Here is a 25022-nt window from a genome sequence, read left to right as displayed (position 1 = left end):
CGCATGCCCGCACGGGCAAAAAAATACCCGCCGGAGCGGGTTGCGAGTGCCCCTCGGGGGCATGCTCTAAGTACTGACAGAGAGCTCTTCTTTTATGCGGCCCTGTTGCGTGACAGCATCGGTATCGTCGTTGCCGGCCTTGACAGGCCGTGTCAGCCGGGAGCAGGCAGTCGCCGTAGGACACTCCTCAGACTGTGAACTAGTTGGCAGTTTGGCGGGGTTGCGCAGCCCTCGAATTCCCATCAGCCGGACTAGTCGCTCCGAAGTGTCGGTCCCGTCCGACAAGGCTGCGGCACATGAAGCCCTAGATTTTGTGGGCTCGCTTGAAGTGCGAGTTCTCTGTGCGTGACAGCACTCAAGAGGTTCAGCCCAGCCTTCGCGCTGGGTTTTTTTTGCGCGGCGCCTTCGTTTTCCCTTCTCCTTTCAGAAAAGTTCGAAGCGGAAGGTGGTCGTCTGCGGCTGGCTCAGCAGCGGGGTCGCGACCTCGCTCGCATGCTCCCAGGCCTCGCGCCAGATGCGGGCATGGGTGATCTGGGTTTCGCTCATCGAATCGATGCCGAATTCGAGCAGGTTCTGCCATGCCCGGTGGCATTTCAGGAGGCGCGAAGAGGGCCCGATGCGCTCTTCGAGCAACCGCAGGAACGTGAAGCGCACCTCCATCAGGTCGCGAATGGTGAGGTTGGCGCCCTCCAGACGGACGGTGTAGAGCTGCTCGCGGTTGGCTGTGTGATCGAACATCGGACGCGCATGCAACAAGGCCGCGAGCGGACTTGCCGGGAGCGCATGCGACCGCGCTTGTCCGAAGGTCTCAGGCCTTGCCTCTGTCTGGATAGAAGGGGGCCGGAAATATTAGCCAAGCGCCTGTTGAGCGAAATGGAATCGGCGTTCCGGTTTGTCGCCATGCGCGACCCCCCGCGCGGCAGTCAGCGCAGGAACACGTGCTCCATGAACTGCCTGATCGGATACTGGATCACGGTCTGCACCTTCGCCGGCAGTTCCAGCGGCCGCATCAGCATCTTGAGCGTGGTGCCCGGACTCAGGTGGGTGCGGATGGTGCCGTTCATGTCGGCGCTCAGCCGCTGCACGTAGGCGATGTCGTCGGCGCGCTCCGGCGAACGCGTCCTGACCACATGGCGGATCGCGCAGTCGGCGTCCTCGCTCTTGAGTTCGAGCGTGCGCCGGCCGATGGTGCCCAGCACGCGCAGGCGGCCCAGCTTCTCTTCTTCTCGGTAGCGCCGGTAGTAGCGGTAGAAGTGCTTGTAGTGGTTGACTTCGTCGGTGGCGATGCGGGTCGCAAGATCCTGCAGGACCGGCTCGTCGGTGCTGCGGGCCATGGCCCGGTAGTAGGTGGCGGTGCCGGTCTCGACCACGCAGCGGGCGGTCATCTCGAGGCCCCGGGTGGGGGCGAGCAGCTCGACCTTGCAGTAGGTCGCGTACTCCTCCAGGAAGTTGCGGTAGGCGGTGTCCCAGTCGAATTCCGGCCACACGTGGCGCACGTAGGCGCGAAGGGCCTTGCCGTGCTGCAGTTCCTCGAGTTCCCAGTGCTGGGAGAGCCAGTCGGTGACCTCCTGGTCGCCCTTGAAGAAGTCGACCAGGTTGTGCGTGTACAGGTCGGAGCCGCTCTCGATGAAAGAGGCGGAGGTCACCAGGTAGAAGAGGTTCTCGTCCGGGCGTACCTTGTCGAGCGCGATGCGCGAGAAATCCAGGTCTTCGATCGTCCAGTGCCTCTCGGCATCTTGGCTTGCCATGCGAACTCCTTGATCTTTTTTGTCCGTACAAGTACGGATGGCGCAGACCGTCGTTGGTTCTCGTTTTTTGCGCCAGGACACATATTAGCCTTGGAGCGCGCATCGTGGTGTCGTCCGGGAGCCCTTGCCCGGCGTGGGCGGCATGGCCAAACCTATAATCGTTTGTTCAAGCAAATCAAGCAGTTAGGCCGGTTCGCCGCAGTGGGTTCGACATGAGGGTCGCCATCGCCGCGCCGCCCTCGACGGCAGAAGACGAATCCAAAGATGAGCCAGCCCACATTCACGGTCGCGGACATCCGCAAGACCTTTATCGATTTCTTCGCTTCCAAGGGCCACACGGCGGTCCCGTCGAGCCCGCTCGTGCCGGGCAACGACCCGACGCTGATGTTCACCAATTCGGGCATGGTGCAGTTCAAGGACGTGTTCCTCGGCACCGACAAGCGCCCCTACAAGCGCGCAGCCTCCGTCCAGGCCTGCCTGCGCGCCGGCGGCAAGCACAACGACCTCGAGAACGTGGGCTACACCGCCCGCCACCACACCTTCTTCGAGATGCTGGGCAACTGGAGCTTCGGCGATTACTTCAAGCGCGAATCGCTCAAGTGGGGCTGGGAGCTGCTCACGCAGGTCTACAAGCTGCCGGCCGACAAGCTCCTGGCCACCGTCTACCACGAGGACGACGAGGCCTACGACATCTGGACCAAGGAAATCGGCCTGCCGCCCGAGCGCGTGATCCGCATCGGCGACAACAAGGGCGGCAAGTACAAGTCCGACAACTTCTGGATGATGGCCGACACCGGCCCCTGCGGCCCGTGTTCCGAGATCTTCTACGACCACGGCCCGCACATCCCCGGCGGCCCGCCGGGCAGCCCCGAGGAAGACGGCGACCGCTTCATCGAGATCTGGAACCACGTGTTCATGCAGTTCGACATGCAGCCCGACGGCAGCGTGGTCAAGCTGCCTGCGCCCTGCGTCGACACCGGCATGGGCCTGGAGCGCCTGGCCGCGATCCTGCAGCACGTGCACAGCAACTACGAGATCGACATCTTCGAGGCACTGATCAAGGCCGCCGCGAAGGCGACCGGCACGCAGGACCTGTCGAACAACTCGCTCAAGGTGATCGCCGACCACATCCGCGCCACCTCGTTCCTGGTGGCCGACGGCGTGATCCCGTCGAACGAAGGCCGCGGCTACGTTCAGCGCCGCATCATCCGCCGCGCGATCCGCCACGGCTACAAGCTGGGCCAGAAGAAGCCCTTCTTCCACAAGCTGGTGCCCGAGCTCGTCAGGCTCATGGGCGAGGCCTATCCGAAGCTGGTGGCCGACGAGAAGCGCATCACCGACACGCTGAAGGCCGAAGAAGAACGCTTCTTCGAGACCCTGGCCAACGGCATGGAAATCCTCGACGCGGCGCTGGCCGGCGGTGCCAAGACGCTGCCCGGCGACGTCGCCTTCAAGCTGCACGACACCTACGGCTTCCCGCTCGACCTCTCGGCCGACGTGTGCCGCGAGCGCGGCGTGAGCGTCGACGAAGCCGGCTTCAATGCCGCCATGGAAAAGCAGAAGGCCGCGGGCCGTGCCGCCGGCAAGTTCAAGATGGACCGCAACGTCGATTACGCCGGCGCGGGCAACACCTTCACCGGCTACGAGCGCCTGGAAGAAAGCGCCAAGGTCGTCGCGCTGTACTTCGAGGGCTCTGCCGTCGACGAGCTCAAGGAAGGCCAGAGCGGCATCGTCGTGCTCGACACCACGCCCTTCTACTCGGAAAGCGGCGGCCAGGTCGGCGACCAGGGCGTGCTCGTGGCCGAAGGCGTGCAGTTCGGCGTGGAAGACACGCAGAAGATCAAGGCCGACGTGTTCGGCCACCATGGCACCCAGACCCAGGGCACGCTGAAGGTCGGCGACACGGTCAAGGCCGCGGTCGACACCGCCCGCCGCGCCGCCACCATGCGCAACCACTCGGTCACCCACCTGATGCACAAGGCCCTGCGCGAAGTGCTCGGCGGCCACGTGCAGCAGAAGGGCTCGCTGGTCGACGCGGACAAGACGCGCTTCGACTTCGCGCACAACGCGCCCGTCACGCACGAGCAGATCCTCGAGATCGAGAAGCGCGTGAACGCCGAGATCCTCGCCAACACCGAGACGCACGCCCGCGTGATGGACATGGAGTCGGCCCAGAAGACCGGCGCGATGATGCTGTTCGGCGAGAAGTACGGCGAGACCGTGCGCGTGCTCGACATCGGCACCAGCCGTGAGCTGTGCGGCGGTACTCACGTGGGCCGCACGGGCGACATCGGTCTCTTCAAGATCGTCAGCGAAGGCGGCGTGGCCGCCGGCGTGCGCCGCATCGAGGCCGTCACCGGCGCGAATGCGCTCTCTTACCTGCAGGACCTCGAATCGACCGTGCAGAGCGTGGCTGCCACGCTCAAGTCGCCGGCCGCCGAACTGCAGGGCCGGCTCTCGCAGGTGCTGGAGCAGGTGAGGGCGCTCGAGCGCGAAGTGGGTGCGCTCAAGGGCAAGCTCGCGTCGTCGCAGGGCGACGAGCTCGTGTCGCAGGCCGTGGACGTCAAGGGCATCAAGGTGCTGGCCGCCAAGCTCGACGGCGCCGACGCCAAGACGCTGCGCGAGACCATGGACAAGCTCAAGGACAAGCTCAAGACCGCCGCCATCGTGCTGGCCGCCGTCGACGGCGAAAAGGTGCAGATCGCAGCCGGCGTCACCGCCGACAGCACGGGCAAGGTCAAGGCCGGCGAGCTGGTCAACTTCGTGGCCCAGCAGGTCGGCGGCAAGGGCGGCGGCAAGGCCGACATGGCCATGGCCGGCGGCACCAACGCGGCGGGCCTTCCGGCCGCGCTGCAGTCGGTGCAGGCCTGGGTATCCGAGCGCGCCTGACGGCCGGCAGCATCACCGGAACGAGCACGCCACCCATGCCAGAAGCGATCCCCGGTGAAGTGCTTGTGATGGGGGCGGGCACCATCGGGTGCTTCATCGGCGGCAGCCTCGCGGCCGCAGGCGTGCCCGTCACCTTCGTCGGCCGTCCGCGCGTGCTCGAGAAGCTCGCCAGGCACGGCCTGACGCTCACCGACATCGACGGCGCGAAGCGCACGCTGCCTGCCGATTCGCTGCGCCTTTGCGGGCAGGTGCCCGCCGGTGCGAAGCCCGCCCTGGTGCTGCTGTGCGTGAAGAGCGGCGCCACGGCCGAGGCCGCGGGCGAACTGGCCTTCTCGCTGCCGGCGGGCACGGCGGTGATCTCGCTGCAGAACGGCATCTCCAACTGCGCGGCGGCCGCGCAGACCGGCCCTTCGCTCAACGTGCGCGCCGGCATGGTTCCCTACAACGTCGCCGAGATCGGCCCGGGCGCCTTCCACCGCGGCACCGGCGGCCGTCTGGCCGCGGAAGACGACGCCGTGCTGCGCCCCTGGGTCCCGGTGTTCGAGCGCGCCGGCGTGCCGCTCGACCTGCATGCCGACCTGCTGCCCGTGCAGTGGGGCAAGCTGATGCTCAACCTCAACAACCCCGTCAACGCGCTCTCGGGCCTGCCGCTGCGCGAGGAGCTGATGCAGCGCGGCTACCGCCGCTGCTTCGCTTCGCTGATCGACGAGGCCCTGGGCGTCCTCAAGGTTGCGGGCATCGCGCCCGCGCAGGTCGCGGCGGTGCCGGCGCACCGGCTGGCCGGCCTGCTGCGGCTGCCCGACTGGATCTTCCGCATCGTCGCGGCGCGCATGCTGCGCATCGACGCCAAGGCGCGCTCCAGCATGGCCGACGACCTCGCGCTGGGCCGCCGCACCGAGATCGACGCGCTCAGCGGCGAGGTGGTGCGCCTCGCCCGCGAGCACGGCCTGAGCGCGCCGCGCAATTCGCGCATGGTTTCGCTGCTCGAAGCCTGGCCGCAGCAGCCGAAGCGCTGGACGGCACGGCAATTGCAGGACGCGCTGGGCCTGTAGCCGGGGCCTGTACCCTCGGCTGCATCTCGGCAGTTTCAAGGGGTTGTTCTGATGCAGGTCCTGATTCTCGGCAGCGGTGTCATCGGCACCTCGATCGCTTACTACCTGGCGCGCGCCGGGCACGAGGTGACGGTGCTGGAGCGCCAGCCGGCGCCGGCGCTCGAAACCAGCTTCGCCAATGCGGGCGAGGTGTCGCCCGGCTATTCGGCACCCTGGGCCGGGCCCGGCGTGCCGGTCAAGGCGATCAAGTGGATGCTGATGCAGCACAGCCCGCTGGTCATCAAGCCGATGCTCGATCCGGCCATGTGGCGCTGGGGCCTCTCGATGCTGCGCAACTGCACGCAGGCGCGCTATGAGGTCAACAAGAGCCGCATGGTGCGGCTCGCCGAGTACAGCCGCGATTGCCTGAAGGCGCTGCGCGCGGACACCGGCATCGCCTACGACGAGCGCATGCAGGGCACGCTGCAGCTCTTTCGCACGCAGCAGCAGCTCGACGGCACCTCGAAGGACGTCGAAGTGCTGCAGGCCTCCGGCGTGCCCTACCAGCTGCTCGACCGCGAAGGCTGCGTGCAGTACGAGCCGGCGCTCGCGGCGGTGAAGGGCAAGTTCGTCGGCGGCCTGCGGCTGCCGGGCGACGAGACCGGCGACTGCTTCAAGTTCACGCAGGCGCTGGCGAAGCTGGCCGAGGCCGAGGGCGTGAAGTTCCGGTTCGGCGTGAACATCCAGGCTCTCGAGCACGACGCGGCCAGGGGCGTGACGGCTGTGCGCACCGACGCGGGCAGCTTCACCGCCGAGCGCTATGTCGTCGCACTCGGCAGCTACTCGCCGGCGCTGGTCAGGCCGCTGGGCATCCGGCTGCCGGTGTATCCGGTCAAGGGCTTCTCGATCACGGTGCCGATCACCGATGCGGGTGGCGCGCCCGAATCCACCGTGATGGACGAGACCTTCAAGGTCGCGGTCACGCGCCTGGGCGACCGCATTCGCGTGGGCGGTACGGCGCAGCTCTCGGGCTTCGACCTGCGGCTCAACGAGCGGCGGCGCGACACGCTCGAACACGTCGTGACCGATCTCTTCCCGCGAGGCGGCAACGTGCGCGACGCCTCCTTCTGGACCGGCCTGCGTCCCATGACGCCCGACGGCACGCCGGTGATCGGCGCCACCCGCGTTCCCAACCTGATGCTGAGCACCGGCCACGGCACGCTCGGCTGGACCATGGCGGCGGGCACCGGTCGGGTGATGGCCGACCTGATCGAGGGCAGGGCGCCTGCGATCGACATGGAAGGCCTCACCGTGGCGCGCTACGGCGGCTGAGGCCTCGTTCTCTCTCAATCCAAACAGGGCGGCCCCCAAAGGCCGCCCTGTTTTCGTTGCGATACAGGAATACGGGTTTTCCCTTAGTCATGAAGTTGTCTTCTTCGATATTCTTCGTGGCGTTCCATTAATAAATCGTTGTTTCTTTAGTGAAACAAACCTCGATCAGACGGACACGATGAAATCGACACGCCGCCATGCCATCGCCGCCGCCATTTCCATGGCCGCCGCTTTCGCCTCCGGACTCGCCTGGGCAGCCGACGGCTACCCGGCCAAGCAGATCACGCTGGTCGTCGCCTATCCGGCCGGCGGCGACACCGACGCGCTGGCGCGCCTGTTCGCGGAGAAGCTGTCGGCGCGCGTCGGCCAGACCGTGCTGGTGGACAACCGCCCCGGCGCCAGCGGCATCATCGGCAGCGCCTATGTGTCGAAGGCCGCGCCCGACGGCTACACGCTGCTGCTCGCGCCCAGCACCTTCTCGATCGCGCAGCTGGTGCTCAAGACCAACGGCTCGGGCTACGACGTGCTGAACGGCTTCACGCCGATCGTGCAGACGGGCAGCCAGCCGCTGTTCCTGGTGGCCGGCGGCAACAGCGGCCTCTCCACGCTGAAGGACGCCGTGGCTGCGGCCAAGGGCGGCAAGTCGCTGAGCTACGCGAGCCCGGGCAGCGGATCGCCGATGCACATCCTGGGTGAAATGTTCGCCCGCGCATCCGGAGCCAGCCTTGCGCACGTTCCATACAAGGGCGTGGCACCGGCCATCAACGACGTGCTGGGCGGCCACGTGCCGGTCACCTTCGTCACACTGGGGCCGGTGGCGCCGTACCTCGCCGGCGGCAAGCTGCGCCCTCTGGCCGTGGCCTCGGCCCAGCGCTCGCCGCTCGCGCCGAACGTGCCCACGCTGGCCGAGCAGGGCTACAAGGACGTCGAGGTGACCGCCTGGAACGGCCTCTGGGGCCCGCGCAACCTGCCGCCTGAGATCGTGAAGACGCTCAACGGCCACTTCAACGAGATCCTGAAGATGCCCGAGATCGTCTCGCGCATGGCCGTGCTCGGCACCACGCCCGTGGGAGGCGACGCCGACGTGCTCGGCAAGACCAACGCCGCCGACTACGCGCGATTCGGCAAGGTCATCAAGGAGCTCGGCATCCAGGCCGACTGATCCGCACGACCGACCCACGCACCTCATTTCCATGACCGAACTCAAAGCCATCGCCGACCCCTCGAGCCTGCAGGCGCTGCTCGCCGAGATGCCCGCCAACCTGCTGGCCGGCCGCCGCGTGCTCGTGACCGGCGGCGCGCGCGGCCTGGGCCTCGCCTTCGCGCAATGCATCGCCGCCGCGGGCGCGAGCGTGGTGCTGGCCGACATCCTCGGCGAACTGGCCGAGACCGAGGCGAAGGCGCTGCGCGAAGCGGGCCGCAACGCCCATGCGCTGCCGGTCGACCTGGCCAACCCGGGCTCCGTGGTGGCCTGCGCCGACGAAGCCATCCGCCTGCTCGGCGGCCTCGACGGTCTCGTCAACAACGCCGCCATCACCAACTCCGGCGGCCGCGACGCGCACCAGCTCGAGATCGACGTGTGGGACCGCGTGATGAACGTCAACGTGCGCGGCAGCTGGCTCATGGGCCGCGCCTGCCGCGCCGCGCTGGCCGAAAGCGGCCGCGGCGCGATCGTCAACCTCGCCTCCGACACCGCGCTGTGGGGCGCGCCCAACCTGCTGGCCTATGCGTCGAGCAAGGGCGCGGTCATTTCCATGACGCGCTCGCTGGCGCGCGAGTGGGGCGGCGACGACATCACCGTCAACGCCGTGGCGCCCGGCCTCACGCTGGTGGAGGCCACCGAATACGTGCCGATGGCGCGCCACCAGAAGTACCTCGAAGGCCGCGCCATCCCGCGCGAGCAGCAGGCCGCCGACGTGTGCGGCGCCACCGTCTTCCTTCTCTCGGGGCTCGCGCGCTTCGTGACGGGCCAGCTGCTGGCCGTCAACGGCGGCTTCGCGATGCACTGAGAGCGAACCCACGCACCTGATTTTTCCGACCAAGGAGTCAACCCGATGAGCGACCTGTCCGAACAGCAGAAGATCAACCCCGCGGCCACCAGCACGCTGGCCCGGCCCGAAGGCAGCAGCCTCGCGGAGTGGATGAACACCCGCATCGCCCGCTACGAGACCCGCAAGTACGACTGGGACGCGCTGAAGTTCCAGGCCGACTTCGACCCCAAGTACCGCCGAGCCCAGATGCGCTACGTGGGCACCGGCGGCACCGGCGTCGCCGCCGACGTCAACACCGTGCCCGCCGAGCACTTCACCTTCTCGACCATGGTGATCCCCGCCGGCCACGAAGGCCCGCCGCACCTGCACACCGACGTGGAGGAGGTGTTCTTCCTGATCCGCGGCAAGCTCAAGGTGGTGATCGAGAAGGACGGCGAGCGCTTCGAGACCATCATGACCGACCGCGACCTGATCTCGGTGCCGCCCGGCGTGTACCGCGAGGAGATCAACATCGGCGACGAGGACGCGCTGATGTGCGTGATGCTCGGCGCGAAGAAGCCGGTGACCCCGACGTACCCGGCCGATCACCCCCTCGCCAAGATCAAGCGATAAGGCGAACCCCTCAGGCCCGCCCACTCCGCGCGGCCGCCGCCCCCTTGCAGGGGCAGTACCTCCGGCCCGGCAAGGCCGGTTCCGCGGTATTCCCGAAAAAAGACCCTCAGCCCATGAACCACGCTGCCCATCCTGATGCGCTCCTGCCGGCCTCCGAGCTGGCACGGCTCGACGCCCGCTTTCCGGCGCGCGATGTCGCGGTCGGCGGCGGCGCGGTGGTGTCGGTGCGCGAGTGCGGGCGGGGCGCGGCCATCGTGTGCCTGCACGGCATCGGCTCGGGCGCGGCATCGTGGATCGACACCGCCGCGCTGCTCGCATCGCAGGCCCGCGTGATTGCCTGGGATGCGCCCGGTTACGGAAGCTCCACGCCGCTCGAGGCCGGTGCGCCGACCGCTGCCGACTACGCGGCGCGCCTGGGCGCCTTGCTCGATGCGCTGGAGATCGATTCCTGCGTGCTGGTCGGCCATTCGCTCGGTGCCATCACCGCCGCCTCGGCCGCGCGCAGCGATGCGCGCATCCGCCGGCTGGTGCTGGTCAGCCCGGCCGTCGGCTACGGCGCGGCGTCTCGTGCGGAAGCCCGCGCCAGGGTCCGCGCCGAGCGCCTCGCCACGCTCGACGAACTCGGCATCGCAGGCATGGCCGCGAAGCGTTCGGCCCGGCTGGTTTCCGACAACGCCTCCGAGCACGCCCGCCAGTGGGTGCGCTGGAACATGGCCCGGCTGAACGACCGCGGCTACCGCCAGGCGGTCGAGCTGCTGTGCAACGCCGACCTTCTGGCCGACCTGCCGCCGCCCATGCAGGTGCGCGTGGCCTGCGGCGCGCTCGACGTGGTCACGCCGCCGTCGGCCTGCGAAGAAGTCGCGCGCCAGTGCGGAGTGCCGCTCGAATTGGTGGAGGATGCGGGCCACGCCGGCTATGTGGAGCAACCACAGGCCGTCGCCAAGCTGCTGCGCGAATCGCTCGCCGGCTGACCGCAACCACACAGAGACATCCGAGGAAGGAACCACTGGCATGGCCAACAACAACAACGACGGCAACGAAGCGATTGAAGAGGGCGCCGACCGCTACAACGTGCCCGCGCTGGAGCGCGGACTGCGCGTGCTGTGCGAGTTCAGCCGCGAAAGCCGCACGCTCTCGGCGCCTGAACTGGCGCGCCGCTTCGATCTGCCGCGCTCGACCGTCTTCCGCCTGCTCACCACGCTGGAGAACATGGGTTTTCTCGAGCGCACCGAGGGCGGTCGCGACTACCGCCTGGGCCTGGCCGTGCTGCGCCTGGGCTTCGAATACCTCGCCTCGCTGGAGCTCACCCAGCTGGGCACGCCGCTGCTCAACCGCCTGTGCGACGAGCTGCGCACACCCTGCAACCTGGTGGTGCGCGACGGCCGCTCCATCGTCTACGTCGCCAAGGTCGCGCCGCCCACGCCCTTCGCGAGCTCGGTCACCGTGGGCACGCGGCTGCCGGCCCATGCCACGGTGCTGGGCCGCATCCTGCTCGAAGACCTCACGTTGCCGCAGCTGCGCGCGCTCTACCCCGAAGACAAGCTCGAGACCTTCTCGCCGAGCACGCCCAAGACCGTGAACGAACTCTTCGACATGGTGCAGGCCGACCGCCAGCGCGGCTACGTGCTGGGCGAGGGCTTCTTCGAATCGAACATCTCCAGCATCGCCGCGCCGGTGCGCGACCACAGCGGCCACATCGTCGCCGCCCTGGGCGCCACCGTCACCGCCAGCCACATCGAGGAAAGCCGCATCGACGAGATGGTGCAGCGCGTGCGCGGCACGGCCGACGAGATCTCCGGCCTGCTCAATTACTCGCCCGCGCGCACCGCCAAGGTGGTGCCGCTGCGCTCCGCATGACCCTGAAACCATGACAGACCAGGCTCTTCCTTCCTTCTTCGCCGCCGATGCGCTGGCCGGCCGCGTGGCCGTGGTCACGGGCGGCTCGTCGGGCATCGGCCTGGCCACCGTCGAGCTGCTGCTGGGCTGCGGCGCCGCCGTCGCGCTGTGCGGCCGCAATGCCGAGCGGCTCGACGGCGCCGTGGCCGGCCTGCGCAGTCAGTTCCCGGACGCGAAGCTCTTCGCTCAGCCTTGCGACGTGCTCGATGCCTCCTCGGTGCGCGCTTTCGCCGCCGCCAGCGAAGCCGCGCTCGGCCCGGCCTCGATGCTGGTCAACAACGCGGGGCAGGGCAGGGTCTCGACTTTCGCGAACACCGACGACGAGGCCTGGACCGAAGAGCTGAACCTGAAATTCTTCTCCGTCATCAACCCCACGCGCGCCTTCCTGCCGCAGCTCGCGGCACAGCGTGCGGTGCTGGGCGATGCCGCCATCGTCTGCGCCAACTCGCTGCTGGCGCGCCAGCCCGAGCCGCACATGGTCGCCACCTCGGCCGCGCGCGCCGGCCTGCTGAACCTCGTGCGTTCCATGGCGACCGAATTCGCGCCGCAGGGCGTGCGCGTCAACGGCATCCTGATCGGCCTGGTGGAGTCGGGCCAGTGGCGCCGCCGCTTCGAGGCGCGCGAAGACAAGTCGCTCGACTGGGCCGCCTGGAGCGGCCAGCTCGCGAAGAACAAGCACATCCCGCTGGGTCGCCTGGGGCTTCCGACCGAAGCCGCGCGCGCGATCCTTTTCCTCGCTTCGCCCCTCGCGTCGTACACGACGGGCAGCCACATCGACATTTCCGGAGGCCTGTCACGCCATGCATAACCCCAACAACACCGTCACCGTCGGCGCCGTCGTCGCCGCCTTTCTCGAACAGTGCGGCGTCAAGGCGGCCTTCGGCGTGATCTCGATCCACAACATGCCGATCCTCGATGCCTTCGCGCAGCGCGGCACGGTGCGTTTCATCTCGGCGCGCGGAGAAGCCGGCGCGGGCAACATGGCAGACGCCTACGCACGCTCCACCGCCAGCCTGGGCGTGTGCATCACCAGCACCGGGCCTGCCGCGGGCAACATCGCGGGCAGCATGGTCGAGGCCCTGACGGCCGGCGCGCCGCTGCTGCACATCACCGGGCAGATCGAGACGCCGTACCTCGACAAGGGCATGTCGTACATCCACGAGGCGCCCGACCAGCTCACCATGCTCAAGGCCGTGTCGAAGGCCGCGCTGCGCGTGCGCAGCGTCGAGACGGTGCTCGGCACGCTCAAGCGCGCGGTGCAGCTCGCGCTGACGGCGCCGACCGGCCCTGTCAGCGTCGAGATCCCGATCGACATCCAGTCGGCGCTGACCACGATGCCGGCCGACCTGTCGCCGCTGCCCATCGAGCGCGCCGTGCCGTCGGCCGCCGCACTCGACGCGCTGGCCGCGCGCCTCGCTGTTGCAAGGCGCCCGATGCTGTGGGTCGGCGGCGGTGCCCGCCATGCCCGCGCCGCCATCCAGCGCCTGCAGAAACTCGGCTTCGGTGTCGTCACGACGACGCAGGGTCGCGGCACGGTGCCCGAGGACGACGCCGGTTCGCTCGGCGCCTACAACATCCAGAAGCCGGTCGAGGCCCTCTACCAGACCTGCGACGCGATGCTCGTGGTCGGTTCGCGCCTGCGCGGCAACGAGACGCTCAAGTACGAGCTGAAGCTGCCCCGCCCGCTTTACCGCATCGACGTCGACGCCGCCGCCGAAGGCCGCTGCTACGCGTCCGAAGCCTTCGTCTGCGGCGATTCCGCGCTGGCCCTCGAAGGCCTGGCCGACCGCCTCGAAGCCGCCAGGTACAAGGCCGACCCGCAGCTGCTGGTCGACCTGCGCGCCGCGCACGACCAGGCGGTTGCGGGGCTGCGCGACGGCCTCGGCCCGTACGCCGAACTCGTGCGCCAGCTCCAGTCGGCGGCCGGGCGCAACTTCAACTGGGTGCGCGACGTGACCGTCTCCAACAGCACCTGGGGCAATCGCGAGCTGCGCGTCTTCGAACCGAGCGCCGGCGTGCACGCCACGGGCGGTGGCATCGGCCAGGGCATGCCGATGGCCATCGGCGCGGCCATCGGCGCGGCGGTGACGGGATCGGGCCGCAAGACTTTCTGCCTGGCCGGCGACGGCGGCTTCATCCTGAACCTGGGCGAGCTGGCCTGCATGGTGCAGGAGAAGGCGCCGATGGTGATCGTGCTCATGAACGACAAGAGCTACGGCGTCATCAAGAACATCCAGGACGCGCAGTACGGCGGCCGCCAGTGCTACGCCGAGCTGCACACGCCCGATTACGACCTGCTGTGCAAGTCGATCGCGCTGCCGCATGCCCGCGTGCAGGACCTGGCCGAGCTGCCCGCCCGCATCGGCGAGGCGCTGGCGGCCGAGGGCCCGTTCCTGCTTGAGATCGACATGCTCTCGATCGGCAGCTTCAAGACCACCTTCGCCGGCCCGCCGACCAACACGGTCACGCAGATCCCGGCGCTCGGCACGGTGGGCAAGTGAGGGAGGGCCATTCCATGCCCACGTCAACGCCCACGCCAACGCGCATCGCACTCGTCGGCTGCGGAGCGATCGGCACCTCGGTGCTGCAACTGCTCCACGGCGATCCCGCGCTGAAGGTGGTGGCTGTCGTCGTGCCCGCCGACGCCATCGCCGCTGCGCAGAAGGCTGCACCCGACGCGCAGGTGGGCAGCGCGGTGCCCGCCGACGGCATCGACCTCGTGGTCGAGACCGCAGGCCATGCCGCCATCGAGCAGCACGTGCTGCCCGCGCTGGCGCGAGGCCTGCCCTGCGTGGTCGCCTCGGTCGGCGCGCTGTCGGCCACCGGCCTTGCGGAGAAGCTCGAAGCCGCGGCGGTTGCCGGCAGCACGCAGGTGCAGCTGATTCCCGGCGCCATCGGCGCCATCGACGCGCTCGCTGCCGCCCGCATCGGCGGCCTCGACAGCGTGCGCTACACCGGCCGCAAGCCGCCGCTGGCCTGGAAGGGCACGCCGGCCGAGCAGGGCCGCGACCTGGGCGCGCTGGCGCATGAAACCGTGATCTTCGAAGGCAGCGCGCGCGAAGCGGCCTTGCTCTATCCGAAGAACGCCAACGTCGCGGCCACCGTCTCGCTCGCGGGGCTTGGGCTGGACAGGACGATGGTGCGCCTCATCGCCGACCCGGCCACCGCCGAGAACGTGCACACCGTCGAGGCCGAGGGCGCCTTCGGCAGCTTCGAGCTGACCATGCGCAACAAGCCGCTGGCGGCCAACCCCAAGACATCCGCGCTCACCGTCTACAGCGCCGTGCGCGCGCTGCGCAACCGCGTGGCCGCGCTCGCCATCTGAATCCGCCGTCTTCCATGATCTCCTCCGAACTCCTTCCGATCTGCATCGCCGGCGAATGGCGCCTGGGTGGCGGCGACGTCTACGAAAGCCTCTACCCGGCCACCGGCGAGCCCATCGCGCGCCTGCGGGCCGCGAGCCTGGCCGACGTCGAGGAAGCCATCGCGGGCGCAGACCGCGCCTTCCGAACCAGTGGCTGGGCGCAGCGCCTGCCCCACGAGCGCGCGGCCGTGCTGCATCGCGTGGCGCAACTGATCCGCGAAGAGGCCGAATCGCTCGCGCAGAAGCAGCGCCTGGACAACGGCAAGCCGATCAACGAGACCCGCAACCTCGTGGCCAGCGCCGCAGGCACCTTCCAGTTCTTCGCTGCGGCGCTGGAGACGCTGGAGGAAACCATCACGCCGTCGCGCGGCGCCTTCGTCACGATGAGCGTGCACGAGCCCATGGGCGTGGTCGCCGCCATCACGCCGTGGAACTCGCCCATCGCCAGCGAGGCGCAGAAGCTGGCGCCCGCGCTGGCCGCGGGCAACGCCGTGGTGGTGAAGCCCGCCGAGGTCACGCCGCTGATGGCGCTGGAGCTGGCGCGCATCTGCGAGAAGGCCGGCGTGCCCAAGGGCATCGTCAGCGTGCTGCCGGGCAGGGGCTCGGTGATCGGCGACGCGATCACCAAGCATCCGCTGATCAAGCGCGTGTCGTTCACCGGCGGCACCACCACCGGCAGGCACATCGCCCACATCGCGGCCGACAAGATGATGCCGGTGTCGCTGGAGCTCGGCGGCAAGTCGCCGACCATGGTGCTGGACGATGCCGATCTCGACCACGCGGTGAACGGCGTGCTCTACGGCATCTTCAGCTCGTCGGGCGAGTCGTGCATCGCGGGTTCGCGCCTGTTCGTGGCGCGCGGCATCTACGACGAGTTCCTCACCCGGCTGGCCGAAGGCGCCAACGCGCTGCGCGTGGGCGATCCGGCTTCGGAGCGCACGCAGATGGGTCCGCTCATCACCGCGAAGCACCGCGAGGGCATCGAGCGCTACGTGGAGCTCGGCGTTTCCGAAGGCGGCAGGATTCGCACGGGCGGCGTACGCCCGCACGGCGACGGCTATGACCGCGGCTACTTCTACAAGCCGACCATCATCGAGGGCCTGACAAACGGCGCCCGCATCAGCCAGGAAGAGATCTTCGGCCCGGTGCTGGTCGCCATGCCCTTCGACAGCGAGGAAGAACTGATCGCGCAGGCCAACGACAGCGTCTACGCGCTGGCGGCCGGCGTGTGGAGCCGCGACTTCAAGCGTGCCTGGAAGCTGGGGCGCGCGGTGCAGGCCGGCACGGTCTGGGTCAACACCTACAAGCAGTTCTCGGTGTCCACGCCCTTCGGCGGCTGGCGCGACAGCGGCCTGGGCCGCGAGAAGGGCCGCGAAGGCATCTTCCAGTACATGGAGCAGAAGAGCATGTACTGGGGCACCAATGACCAGCCTCTGCCTTGGGCAGCACCATGAAAACCCCCGGGGCTTCGCGCACTTCGTGTCGCTGCGCCAACCCCCTTGCGGGGGGCGATACCTGCGGCCCGGCAAAGCCGGTTCCGCGGTATTCCTGGAACGAGATGTTCGGTGCCGCGCGTGTGCCGCTCGGCATGAAAGAAAGATTGAAATGAGCGTACTTGGCATCGACCAGATCACCTACGGCGCGGACGACCTGCCCGCCTGCCGCCGGTTCTTCCAGGACTGGGGCCTTTCCCTGAAGTCGGAGGCCGCCGACGAACTCGTCTTCGAGTGCTTGAACGGCTGCAAGGTGGTGGTCGCGGCGCTGGACAAGCCGGGCCTGCCGCCCGCGATGGAGGAAGGCCCGACGCTGCGCGAAGTGGTGTGGGGCGTGGAAAGCGAAGCCGATCTCGACCGCTACGCCGCCGCCATCGCGCGAGACCCGGCGTTCTTCGACGACACGGTGGACGGCGCCCGCCGCATCGGCTGCATCGACCCCAACGGCCTAGCCGTGCGACTGCAGGTCAGCCGCAAGCACGCGGTGCAGGTCGACTGCGGCGCCATGAACACCTGGAACGCGAAGCTGCGCATCAACCAGCCGGCGCCCATCTATGAACGCGCCACGCCCATCGAGGTCGGCCATGTCGTGTTCTTCGTGAGCGACGTGAAGGCCACCGGCGCCTTCTATGCCGATCGCTTCGGCTTCGTGGCCTCCGACAGCTACCCCAACCGCGGCGCCTTCATGCGCTGCGCGGCCGAAGGCGGCCACCACGACCTGTTCCTGCTGCAGATCCCCTCGGGCAAGCGCGGGCTGAACCACGTGGCCTTCACGGTGCGCGACATCCACGAGGTGTTCGGCGGCGGGCTGCACTTCTCGCGCTGCGGCTGGGAAACCCAGCTCGGCCCGGGCCGCCATCCGGTGTCTTCGGCGTACTTCTGGTACTTCAAGAATCCGGCGGGCGGCCTCATCGAGTACTACGCCGACGAAGACCAGCTCACCGCCGACTGGCAGCCGCGCGAGTTCGAGCCTGGCCCCACGGTCTTCGCCGAATGGGCAGTGGACGGCGGCCTCGATGGCAACACGCGCCGCCAGAAGAATGCCGAAGGGCCCAAGGGCGCCTTCATCACCGAAAAGAAATGACTCACCCGACCACCGACATGCAACGACGTTTCTCTCTTTCCGTCCTGTTCGCCGCAGTCGCGGCCTTCACGCTCGCCGCGCCCGTGCACGCGCAGCAGAGCGAGGCGCAGAAGCAGCTCTCGAGCGAGCGCTTCACCATCATCTCGCCGTTCCCGCCGGGCGGGCCGGTCGATACGCTGGCCCGCGTGCTCTCCGACGGCCTGGCCAAGCGCTACGGCCAGGCGGCGGTGGTCGACAACCAGGTGGGCGCGGCCGGCAACATCGGCATGGACAAGGTCAAGCGCGCCAAGGGCGACGGCCACACGCTGCTGGTGATCCCGGCGGGCAACGTCACCATCAACCCGACGCTGATGCCCAACTTCCCCTTCGACATGGCGAAGGACTTCGTGCCGGTCACCATGCTCGCGAAGGCGCCCAACGTTCTGGTGGCATCGCCCGAATCGGGCATCAGGAACGCGAAGGACCTGGTCGCTCAGGCCAAGGCCAAGCCCGGCACGCTCTCGTATGCCTCGCCCGGCGTGGGCAGCGGCCTGCACCTGGCGGGCGAGCTCTTCAAGCAGCAGGCCGGCATCGACATGCTGCACGTGCCCTACAAGGGCACGGCGCCCGCGCTCAACGACGTGCTCGGCGGCACCGTGCCGCTGATGTTCAGCAACCTGCCGGCGACGCTGCCCTTCCTGAAGAACGGCAAGCTGGTCGCCATCGGCGTGACCGAGGCGAAGCGCAGCGCCGCGGCGCCCGACATCCCCACGCTGGCGGAGCAGGGCATCCAGGGCGTGACCGTGACCTCGTGGTACGGCCTGATGGCGCCCGCGGGCACGCCGCCCGCCGTGGTCGAGCAACTCGCCAAGGACGCTGCCGAAATGCTCTCCAAGCCCGACGTGCGCGAGCGCCTGAAGCTGCAGGGCATGACCGACGCGGCCATGAAGCCGGCCGACTTCGCTGCCTACATCCGCGACGAGACGGCCGTGTGGGCCAAGATCATCAAGGCCCGCAACATCGTTGCCGAGTGAGCCGGCGCAGGAACGAAGGCAAAGTCTCATGAAGACCACCAGCGAATCCACCATCGGCATCGTCGGCGCGGGCATCGGCGGGCTCGTCGCGGCCATCGCGCTGCGCCGCGCAGGCCACGACGTGGTCGTGTTCGAGCAGGCGAAGCAGTTCGCCCGCGTCGGCGCCGACATCAACCTCACGCCCAATGCCGTGCGCGCCCTCGACGGCCTGGGCGTGGGCGAGGCGGCCCGCGTCACGGCGGCGCGCCCCTCGCACCGCATCAGCCGCACCTACGACACCGGCGAGGAGACTTCGCGCCTGGAGATGGCCGACACCGCCGAGCAGTGCTACGGCGCGCCGCAGCTCACCATCCACCGCGCCGACCTGCTGGCGGCGCTGGCCGACATGTTCCCGAACGAGCGCGTCGCGCTCGGCAAGCGGGCCGAGAAGATCGCCGCCGATGAAAGGGGCGTGAGCCTCTCGTTCGCGGACGGCACCGATGCACGCGTCGGCGCACTGATCGGCGCGGACGGCATCCACTCGTGCGTGCGCACCGCGATGTTCGGCGCCGAGAGCCCGCGCTTCACCGGCATCGTGGCCTACCGTGCCGTGGTGCCGGCCGAGCGCGTGGCCGGCGTGCCCAACCTGGGCGCCTTCACCAAGTGGTGGGGCCCGAATCCGCAGAGCCAGATCGTCACCTTCCCGCTGAACCGGGGCAAGGACGTCTTCATCTTCGCGACCACGCCGCAGGACAGCTGGCACCTCGAATCGTGGACCGCGCCCGGCAGCGTCGAGGAACTGCGCGAGCAGTACGTGGCCTACCACCCCGAGGCGCGCGCCTTGCTCGACGCCTGCGACACGGTGCTCAAGACCGCGCTGTATGAACGCGACCCGATGCCCGCCTGGACCAAGGGCCGCATGGCGCTGCTGGGCGATGCCGCGCACCCGATGCTGCCCTTCATGGCGCAGGGCGCGGGCATGGCCATCGAGGACGCTGTGGTGCTGTCGCGCCATCTCGAAGGCGTGGCCATGGCCGACTTGCCTGCCGCGCTGCAGGGCTTCGAGACCGCGCGCATCGAGCGGGCCAGCCAGGTCCAGCTCGGCTCGCGCGGCAACAACTGGCTGCGCGAAGGCGGCAACGCGGACTGGGTCTACGGCTACGACGCCTGGGCCGTGCCGCTCGCGACCCCGGCCATGGCGGCCGCCGCCTGAATCTTCAATTCATTCCGCCCTACGGAGGCCCACGATGCAAACCCAAGACCGCTACCTGCAACCGCACCAGGCGCGCCGGCGCCCCGCGACCACCTACGAAGACCTGCTGGGCGACGTGATCGAGCGCGCCTTCGCAGATGGCATCCACGACCTGCCGGGCCTGGTGCAGCGCCTGAACGACAGCGGCCTCGCCACGCCGGGCGGCCAGCAGTGGACCGAAGAGCTCTACCGCAAGGAAATGGCCGCGCTGGCGGCCTGAGAGGGAAAGGAACATCATGACCATCGCCATCCAACCCGCCGGCAACGCTGCAGCGGACCCGGTCGACCATCTGCTCGAGATCGGGCTGAAGGACCTCTGGTACCCGATCTGCCCCTCGCACTTCATCAAGGAGAACCCGATCTCCCTGCGCCGCCTCGGCCGCAAGATCGCGCTGTGGCGCGACGGCGAAGGCGTGCTGCATGCGCTGGAGGACCGCTGCCCGCACCGCGGCGCGCCGCTGTCGCAGGGCGTGGTGCTGGGCGACCGGCTCTCGTGCCCCTACCACGGCGTGGAAGTGCGCCACGACGGCGTCGTCACCCGCGTGCCGGGCAGCCCCGGCTGCAAGCTCGAGGGCTCGAAGGCCACGATGCACTTCCACGTGCAGGAGCGCGCCGGCGCGGTGTTCCTCTACAACTCGAAGGAGCCGGTCGACGTGCCGCCGCCGCTGGTGCTGCCCGAGCAGCTCACCGACGACGCCGAGTACAGCAGCTTCCTCTGCTACACCGAGTGGAAGGGCGACTACCGCTACGTGCTCGACAACGTGATGGACCCGATGCACGGCACCTACCTGCACAAGCAGTCGCATTCGATGGCCGAGGGCGATTCGAGCGCCAAGTTCGGCATCCGCCAGACCGACACCGGCTTCGTCTTCGAGAAGGAAGGCCAGCGCAACGTCAACTTCGACTGGACCGAGTGGGCCGACACCGGCATCCACTGGATGCGCCTCGAAATCCCGTACCCGAAGACCGGCGGTCCCGGCGGCAACTTCATCATCATCGGCGCCTTCTCGCCCATCGTGAAGGGCATGACGGCGACCTTCTTCTGGCGCGTGCGCAAGCTGCAGCCGGGCTGGCAGCGCGACACCTGGCGCTTCCTGTACCGCAACCGCCTGGAGGCGCGCCACTGGCATGTGCTGGAGCAGGACCGCGTGATGCTGGAAGAGATGGAGCCCGACGCCAACCAGCACGAGAACCTGTACCAGCACGACCTGGGCATCGTCCGCCTGCGCCGCCACATGCGCAACCTGGCCGTTGCGCAGCTGGCCGAGGCAGGCGAAGCCGCCACGGCCTGACGGGGGAGAGAGCTTCGCCATGTCTTCCCCAACGCTCAACGCCCTCGTGCACACCATGCGCTACGAGGCCGAAGGCATCGTGAGCGTCGAGTTCCGGCCGGCCACGCCCGCTGTGGACTTCCCCGCCTTCGAGGCCGGCTCCCACATCGACCTGCACCTGCCCAACGGGCTGGTGCGCAGCTACTCGCTGTGCAATCCGTCGAGCGACCGCCAGCGCTACGTGGTGGGCGTGCTCAACGACCGCAAGAGCCGCGGCGGCTCGCGCTACGTGCACCAGCAGCTGCGCGTGGGCATGACGCTGCCCATCTCGGCACCGCGCAACAACTTCCGGCTGGAGGAGGGCGCCGAGCGCTCGGTGCTCGTGGCCGGCGGCATCGGCGTCACGCCCATCTGGTGCATGCTGCAGCGGCTGGTGGCCATCGGCAAGCCGGTGGAGATCGTCTACTGCGCGCGCACCCGCAAGGAGGCCGCCTTCTGCGACGCCATCGAGGCGCTCGCGAAAGAGAAGTCGGTGCAGCTTACCTGGCATTTCGACGACGAGAAGGGCGCCCCGCCGAACCTCGCCGAGCTGCTGTCCGGCAAGGGCGCCGCCAGCCACTACTACTGCTGCGGCCCCACGCCGATGCTCGATGCCTTCGAGAAGAGCTGCGAGCAGCTGGGCTACGCCAATGCGCACATCGAGCGCTTCGCCGCCGTGCAGGTGGAGGCGGGCGCCGCCTCGCAGGCATGCGTGGTGGAGTGCGCCAGGAGCGGCAAGAGCGTGGAGGTGCCGGCGGGCAAGTCGATCCTCGACAGCCTGATCGATGCCGGCCTCAACCCCGACCACAGCTGCAAGGAAGGCGTGTGCGGCGCCTGCGAGACGGCCGTGCTCGAAGGCGAGGTCGACCACCACGACGGCATCCTCACCAAGATCGAACGTGCGTCGAACAAGACCATGATGATCTGCGTCTCGCGCTGCAAGGGCGCGCGGCTGGTGCTCGACATCTGAACGGGGCCACCGGCCGACAGAAGAAAACCACCCGGGACAACTCAATGAAAAAGTACCTGATCGCGCTGGCTGCGGCCAGCGGGGCTGGCGGAGCGCTGGCCCAGTCTTCCCTCACGCTCTTCGGCGTGGTCGATGCGGCCGTCACCTACACCAAGGGCAGCGGCCCCGGTTCGGCCGGCAAGACGCAGCTGACCAACAGCGGCAACATGTTCAGCCGCCTTGGCTTTCGCGGCACCGAAGACCTGGGCGGCGGCTACTCGGCGAACTTCTGGCTCGAGATGGGCCTGCAGAACGACAGCGCGCAGGGCTTTCCCTCGAACTCCAACAACCAGGCCAGCGGCAACGGCCCGGCCGGCGTGCTGAGCTTCAACCGCCGCTCCACAGTGAGCCTCGCGGGCCCCTTCGGCGAGCTGCGGCTGGGCCGCGACTACGTACCCGCCTTCTGGAACACCGCCATCTTCGACCCCTTCGGCACGGGCGGCGGCATCGGAGCCAACCAGATCTACTTCTCGGGCCTCGGCGGCCTGGTCGCGCCCACCGGCACGCGCGCGTCGAACAGCATCGGCTACCTGCTGCCGGCCGACCTCGGCGGCTTCTACGGCCAGGTGATGTACGCCATGGGCGAGAACGACTCGAACTCGGTGCTGCCAGGCACGCAGGTGTCGAACAGGCACGACGGCGACCACACCGGCGCACGCTTGGGCTACCAGGGCGGCGGGCTCAACATCGCGCTGGCCACCGGCCGTACCCGCTACGCGAGCGGCGACCTGCGCGTGACCAACCTCGGCGCCTCCTACACCTTCGATGCCTCGCTCATGAACCTCAAGCTCACGAGCGAGCTGTACAAGGAGTCGAAGGGCAGCACCGATGCCAAGGGCGTGCTCGTTGGCTTCCAGCTGCCCATCGGGCCGGGCGAGATCAAGGCCTCGTATGCGCGCTACCGGCTGGAGCCGGCCGGTGCGCTGCTGAAGCCCACGTCGTCGAAGCTGGCCATCGGCTACGTGCACAACCTTTCGAAGCGCACGGCGCTCTACGCCACCATCGCGCGCATCAGCAACAGCAACGGTGCGTCGCAGGCCCTCTCGGGCGCGATCACCGCGCCGAACCGTGCCTCCAGCGGCACCGAGTTCGGCATGCGCCACATGTTCTAGGCGCCCCATCACCTTCACCCCGTCAGGACCGGCCATGCAGAACAGCAGCAGCAACAAGAACGGCGGCGCAAGCCTTCGCTGGTACGGCGTCATCACGCTGTTCGTGATCGTCGCCATCTCCTACGTCGACCGCATCAACATCGCCGTGCTCATCACCGATGCAGCGTTCCTCGAGCACGTGGGCCTCGCGGCCACCGACCGCGTGAGCCAGGGCTTCCTGGCGACGGCCTTCATGCTGGGCTACGGCGTGTCGGCCTTCGTGCTCACGCCGTTCTGCTCCGCGCTCTTCGGGGTGCGGCGCAGCCTGGTCTACGGGCTGATCCTCTGGGGCGTGGTGACCTGGGCCTCGCCGATGTTCCACAGCTACGGCCTGCTGCTGGCCTCGCGCGTGCTGCTGGGCGTGTCGGAAGGGCCGCTCTTCTCGCTGGCTTCCGCGTACATCAAGGCGCACTTCCGCAGCGACGAGAACGGCAAGCCCAATGCCTTCGTCAACATGGGCACGGGCCTGGGGCTGGCCATCGGCTATCCGCTCGTCGGCTGGCTGCTCACGCAGTTCGCGTGGGACAGCTCCTTCCACGTGCTCGGCGTCATGAACATCGTGCTGGGCATTCCTCTGGTGCTGGCCTTCGTGCGCATGCCGCCGGGGCACGCCGACGGCGTGAAGCCATCTTCCTTCGGCGAGGCGATGTCGCGCGTCGGCGGCATCGTGAAGGGCGCGCTGCAGACGCGGCACCTCTTCGTCGTCACGCTGCTGACCTCGGCAGCGCTGGCCTACCTCTGGGGCAGCAGCAACTGGCTGCCGACCTACCTGCGCGAGGCGCGCGGCTTCTCGATGCGCGAGATGGGCTGGCTGGCCTCGCTGCCTCAGTACGCCACGGTGCTCGCGGTGTTCGTGGGCGGCGTGCTCATCGACAAGGTGGGCCGCGAGCGGGTGCCCTTCATCTTCATGGGCGCGAGCGTGGGCGTGGCGCTGTCGGTGCTCATGGCCATCAATGCGCATGACCCCTACGTGGCGGCCTGCTGCCTGGTGGCGGCCAATTTCTTCTGGGGGCTGCAGAGCCCGGCCATCCCCAGCACGGTGCAGTACTGCTCGCGTCCCGAGCACACGGCCAGCGCGTTCGGTGTGACCAACGGCGTGGGCAGCCTCGTGGCGGGCTTCATGCCTGCGCTCATGGGCGGCGTGATCGGTGCGATGTCGCATGGGGCTGGTGCCGGCCCGGCGGCGGCAGCTTCATCTGCCTCCGGCTTCTTCGCGGGTTTCGCGCTGCTCATCGGCACGCAGGTGGTCGTGTTCGGCTGCGGCCTCATGCTGTGGCTGCGCGACCGCGCGCGCAGCGCGCACACAGTCTCTGGTTCACAGCTTTCGTAGCTTTTTCGAAGGCTTGTACCTTCGTACTGTCGTGGTCGGGTCACACTGCGGCGACCCGGTTTCCGTCATCTGCGTGAGCAGGTGTTTCGGCGGCTGAACCATCTTCGTATTGCATGGCATGCGTCGCGTGCCATGACGCCATTCGGCCTATCGCGCGCGAACATTTTGAGAAGGAAAAGTTCCGCGATTCATTGAGCACGCAGCGCCCATCAGCTACAACTGCGTGACATCAATGGACGAGGGAATGCGCGTGAAATCAACGACAAGAGCCGCAGCAAGTCTTGCCATCGCCAACACGGTTCGCACCGTTCCCGCTTCGCGGGTGCGTGTCGCGCCGACGATGCGCATGCATTGACGAAGGCCTTCGCGCCACAAGCCCCGCCTGCCCATCCCATCACCCCGCGATCGACGGGAATGGAACCTCTCACGCCTCGCATCCTGGGACCGCCGCCTCGCGCGCGGTGCGACCCTGCATGACCGTGTGGTCCTGACGAACGAACGAGTTCGCCGGGAGGGCACCGTGTTGCCCGTTTCTCCC

General features: G+C 68.5%; 22 protein-coding genes. 20 read left to right on the top strand and 2 right to left on the bottom strand.

The window, feature by feature from the left end:
* Window positions 1-423: 423 nt before the first annotated feature.
* Both FHY06_RS05945 and FHY06_RS05940 read right to left on the bottom strand, forming a co-directional pair.
* Window positions 424-738: a hypothetical protein gene (locus FHY06_RS05945; protein ID WP_019652110.1), complete on the bottom strand. Its 315-nt coding sequence runs from the start codon at window positions 736-738 to the stop codon at window positions 424-426.
* 185 nt (window positions 739-923) lie between these two features.
* Complete coding sequence (locus tag FHY06_RS05940) at window positions 924-1748, bottom strand: ferritin-like domain-containing protein (RefSeq protein ID WP_019652111.1); 825 nt, start codon at window positions 1746-1748, stop codon at window positions 924-926.
* A gap of 264 nt (window positions 1749-2012) precedes the next feature.
* Here FHY06_RS05940 and alaS point away from each other — a divergent pair, with 264 nt between their 5' ends.
* The 20 genes from alaS to FHY06_RS05840 all read left to right on the top strand — a co-directional run bounded on the left by alaS (window position 2013) and on the right by FHY06_RS05840 (window position 24484).
* Complete coding sequence (gene alaS, locus FHY06_RS05935) at window positions 2013-4637, top strand: alanine--tRNA ligase (protein ID WP_184603823.1); 2625 nt, start codon at window positions 2013-2015, stop codon at window positions 4635-4637.
* Window positions 4638-4672: 35 nt separating this feature from the next.
* Complete coding sequence (locus FHY06_RS05930; RefSeq protein WP_019652113.1) at window positions 4673-5689, top strand: 2-dehydropantoate 2-reductase; 1017 nt, start codon at window positions 4673-4675, stop codon at window positions 5687-5689.
* Between the two features lie 51 nt (window positions 5690-5740).
* Entirely contained in the window at window positions 5741-7000 is a 1260-nt protein-coding gene (locus tag FHY06_RS05925) for a D-amino acid dehydrogenase (protein WP_184603822.1), read from the top strand.
* 178 nt (window positions 7001-7178) lie between these two features.
* Window positions 7179-8162 (top strand): Bug family tripartite tricarboxylate transporter substrate binding protein, encoded by a 984-nt coding sequence (locus FHY06_RS05920; protein WP_184603820.1) that lies wholly within the window; start codon window positions 7179-7181, stop codon window positions 8160-8162.
* A 31-nt stretch (window positions 8163-8193) separates the two neighbouring features.
* A complete protein-coding gene (locus FHY06_RS05915) occupies window positions 8194-9009 on the top strand; it encodes an SDR family oxidoreductase (RefSeq protein WP_132751337.1) in 816 nt (271 codons plus the stop codon).
* Window positions 9010-9054: 45 nt separating this feature from the next.
* A complete protein-coding gene (locus tag FHY06_RS05910) occupies window positions 9055-9603 on the top strand; it encodes a cupin domain-containing protein (RefSeq protein WP_184603818.1) in 549 nt (182 codons plus the stop codon).
* 113 nt (window positions 9604-9716) lie between these two features.
* Window positions 9717-10574 carry an alpha/beta fold hydrolase gene (locus FHY06_RS05905; protein WP_184603816.1) on the top strand — a complete coding sequence of 286 codons (858 nt, stop codon included), beginning with the start codon at window positions 9717-9719 and terminating at the stop codon, window positions 10572-10574.
* Window positions 10575-10614: 40 nt separating this feature from the next.
* Window positions 10615-11460: an IclR family transcriptional regulator gene (locus FHY06_RS05900; protein ID WP_019652119.1), complete on the top strand. Its 846-nt coding sequence runs from the start codon at window positions 10615-10617 to the stop codon at window positions 11458-11460.
* 10 nt (window positions 11461-11470) lie between these two features.
* A complete protein-coding gene (locus FHY06_RS05895; protein WP_184603814.1) occupies window positions 11471-12307 on the top strand; it encodes an SDR family oxidoreductase in 837 nt (278 codons plus the stop codon).
* Window positions 12300-14000, top strand: a complete 1701-nt coding sequence (locus FHY06_RS05890; protein WP_184603813.1) for a thiamine pyrophosphate-binding protein — start codon at window positions 12300-12302, stop codon at window positions 13998-14000. The genes FHY06_RS05895 and FHY06_RS05890 overlap by 8 nt, the downstream gene beginning before the upstream one ends.
* A 14-nt stretch (window positions 14001-14014) precedes the next feature.
* Window positions 14015-14824, top strand: a complete 810-nt coding sequence (locus tag FHY06_RS05885) for an aspartate dehydrogenase (protein ID WP_184603811.1) — start codon at window positions 14015-14017, stop codon at window positions 14822-14824.
* Window positions 14825-14838: 14 nt separating this feature from the next.
* Entirely contained in the window at window positions 14839-16317 is a 1479-nt protein-coding gene (locus FHY06_RS05880; RefSeq protein ID WP_184603809.1) for an aldehyde dehydrogenase, read from the top strand.
* A 151-nt stretch (window positions 16318-16468) separates the two neighbouring features.
* Window positions 16469-17440: a VOC family protein gene (locus tag FHY06_RS05875; protein WP_145758675.1), complete on the top strand. Its 972-nt coding sequence runs from the start codon at window positions 16469-16471 to the stop codon at window positions 17438-17440.
* Window positions 17441-17457: 17 nt separating this feature from the next.
* A complete protein-coding gene (locus FHY06_RS05870) occupies window positions 17458-18453 on the top strand; it encodes a Bug family tripartite tricarboxylate transporter substrate binding protein (RefSeq protein WP_184603807.1) in 996 nt (331 codons plus the stop codon).
* Between the two features lie 28 nt (window positions 18454-18481).
* Window positions 18482-19645 carry an FAD-dependent monooxygenase gene (locus tag FHY06_RS05865; protein WP_184603805.1) on the top strand — a complete coding sequence of 388 codons (1164 nt, stop codon included), beginning with the start codon at window positions 18482-18484 and terminating at the stop codon, window positions 19643-19645.
* Window positions 19646-19679: 34 nt separating this feature from the next.
* Window positions 19680-19904, top strand: coding sequence for a recombinase-like helix-turn-helix domain-containing protein (locus FHY06_RS05860; RefSeq protein WP_019652127.1), 225 nt, complete (start codon window positions 19680-19682; stop codon window positions 19902-19904).
* 16 nt (window positions 19905-19920) lie between these two features.
* Window positions 19921-20976, top strand: coding sequence for a Rieske 2Fe-2S domain-containing protein (locus FHY06_RS05855; RefSeq protein ID WP_019652128.1), 1056 nt, complete (start codon window positions 19921-19923; stop codon window positions 20974-20976).
* Window positions 20977-20995: 19 nt separating this feature from the next.
* On the top strand, window positions 20996-21964 hold the full coding sequence (locus tag FHY06_RS05850) for a PDR/VanB family oxidoreductase (protein ID WP_184603803.1): 969 nt from the start codon (window positions 20996-20998) through the stop codon (window positions 21962-21964).
* Between the two features lie 44 nt (window positions 21965-22008).
* Entirely contained in the window at window positions 22009-23115 is a 1107-nt protein-coding gene (locus FHY06_RS05845; protein ID WP_132798208.1) for a porin, read from the top strand.
* Between the two features lie 34 nt (window positions 23116-23149).
* Window positions 23150-24484: an MFS transporter gene (locus tag FHY06_RS05840; RefSeq protein WP_132751328.1), complete on the top strand. Its 1335-nt coding sequence runs from the start codon at window positions 23150-23152 to the stop codon at window positions 24482-24484.
* Window positions 24485-25022 lie beyond the last annotated feature (538 nt).

The organism is Variovorax atrisoli (assembly GCF_014195185.1).
Classification (GTDB): domain Bacteria; phylum Pseudomonadota; class Gammaproteobacteria; order Burkholderiales; family Burkholderiaceae_C; genus Variovorax; species Variovorax atrisoli.
The sequence above is the reverse complement of the archived record's forward strand: the minus strand, read 5'-3'. Positions and strand labels throughout refer to the sequence as shown.

Excerpts from the sequence above, each read along its gene's own strand:
- FHY06_RS05945 (WP_019652110.1), bottom strand. The coding sequence starts at position 738 with ATGTTCGATCACACAGCCAACCGCGAGCAGCTCTACACCGTCCGTCTG.
- FHY06_RS05940 (WP_019652111.1), bottom strand. The coding sequence starts at position 1,748 with ATGGCAAGCCAAGATGCCGAGAGGCACTGGACGATCGAAGACCTGGAT.
- alaS (WP_184603823.1), top strand. The coding sequence starts at position 2,013 with ATGAGCCAGCCCACATTCACGGTCGCGGACATCCGCAAGACCTTTATC.
- FHY06_RS05930 (WP_019652113.1), top strand. The coding sequence starts at position 4,673 with ATGCCAGAAGCGATCCCCGGTGAAGTGCTTGTGATGGGGGCGGGCACC.
- FHY06_RS05925 (WP_184603822.1), top strand. The coding sequence starts at position 5,741 with ATGCAGGTCCTGATTCTCGGCAGCGGTGTCATCGGCACCTCGATCGCT.
- FHY06_RS05920 (WP_184603820.1), top strand. The coding sequence starts at position 7,179 with ATGAAATCGACACGCCGCCATGCCATCGCCGCCGCCATTTCCATGGCC.
- FHY06_RS05915 (WP_132751337.1), top strand. The coding sequence starts at position 8,194 with ATGACCGAACTCAAAGCCATCGCCGACCCCTCGAGCCTGCAGGCGCTG.
- FHY06_RS05910 (WP_184603818.1), top strand. The coding sequence starts at position 9,055 with ATGAGCGACCTGTCCGAACAGCAGAAGATCAACCCCGCGGCCACCAGC.
- FHY06_RS05905 (WP_184603816.1), top strand. The coding sequence starts at position 9,717 with ATGAACCACGCTGCCCATCCTGATGCGCTCCTGCCGGCCTCCGAGCTG.
- FHY06_RS05900 (WP_019652119.1), top strand. The coding sequence starts at position 10,615 with ATGGCCAACAACAACAACGACGGCAACGAAGCGATTGAAGAGGGCGCC.
- FHY06_RS05895 (WP_184603814.1), top strand. The coding sequence starts at position 11,471 with ATGACAGACCAGGCTCTTCCTTCCTTCTTCGCCGCCGATGCGCTGGCC.
- FHY06_RS05890 (WP_184603813.1), top strand. The coding sequence starts at position 12,300 with ATGCATAACCCCAACAACACCGTCACCGTCGGCGCCGTCGTCGCCGCC.
- FHY06_RS05885 (WP_184603811.1), top strand. The coding sequence starts at position 14,015 with ATGCCCACGTCAACGCCCACGCCAACGCGCATCGCACTCGTCGGCTGC.
- FHY06_RS05880 (WP_184603809.1), top strand. The coding sequence starts at position 14,839 with ATGATCTCCTCCGAACTCCTTCCGATCTGCATCGCCGGCGAATGGCGC.
- FHY06_RS05875 (WP_145758675.1), top strand. The coding sequence starts at position 16,469 with ATGAGCGTACTTGGCATCGACCAGATCACCTACGGCGCGGACGACCTG.
- FHY06_RS05870 (WP_184603807.1), top strand. The coding sequence starts at position 17,458 with ATGCAACGACGTTTCTCTCTTTCCGTCCTGTTCGCCGCAGTCGCGGCC.
- FHY06_RS05865 (WP_184603805.1), top strand. The coding sequence starts at position 18,482 with ATGAAGACCACCAGCGAATCCACCATCGGCATCGTCGGCGCGGGCATC.
- FHY06_RS05860 (WP_019652127.1), top strand. The coding sequence starts at position 19,680 with ATGCAAACCCAAGACCGCTACCTGCAACCGCACCAGGCGCGCCGGCGC.
- FHY06_RS05855 (WP_019652128.1), top strand. The coding sequence starts at position 19,921 with ATGACCATCGCCATCCAACCCGCCGGCAACGCTGCAGCGGACCCGGTC.
- FHY06_RS05850 (WP_184603803.1), top strand. The coding sequence starts at position 20,996 with ATGTCTTCCCCAACGCTCAACGCCCTCGTGCACACCATGCGCTACGAG.
- FHY06_RS05845 (WP_132798208.1), top strand. The coding sequence starts at position 22,009 with ATGAAAAAGTACCTGATCGCGCTGGCTGCGGCCAGCGGGGCTGGCGGA.
- FHY06_RS05840 (WP_132751328.1), top strand. The coding sequence starts at position 23,150 with ATGCAGAACAGCAGCAGCAACAAGAACGGCGGCGCAAGCCTTCGCTGG.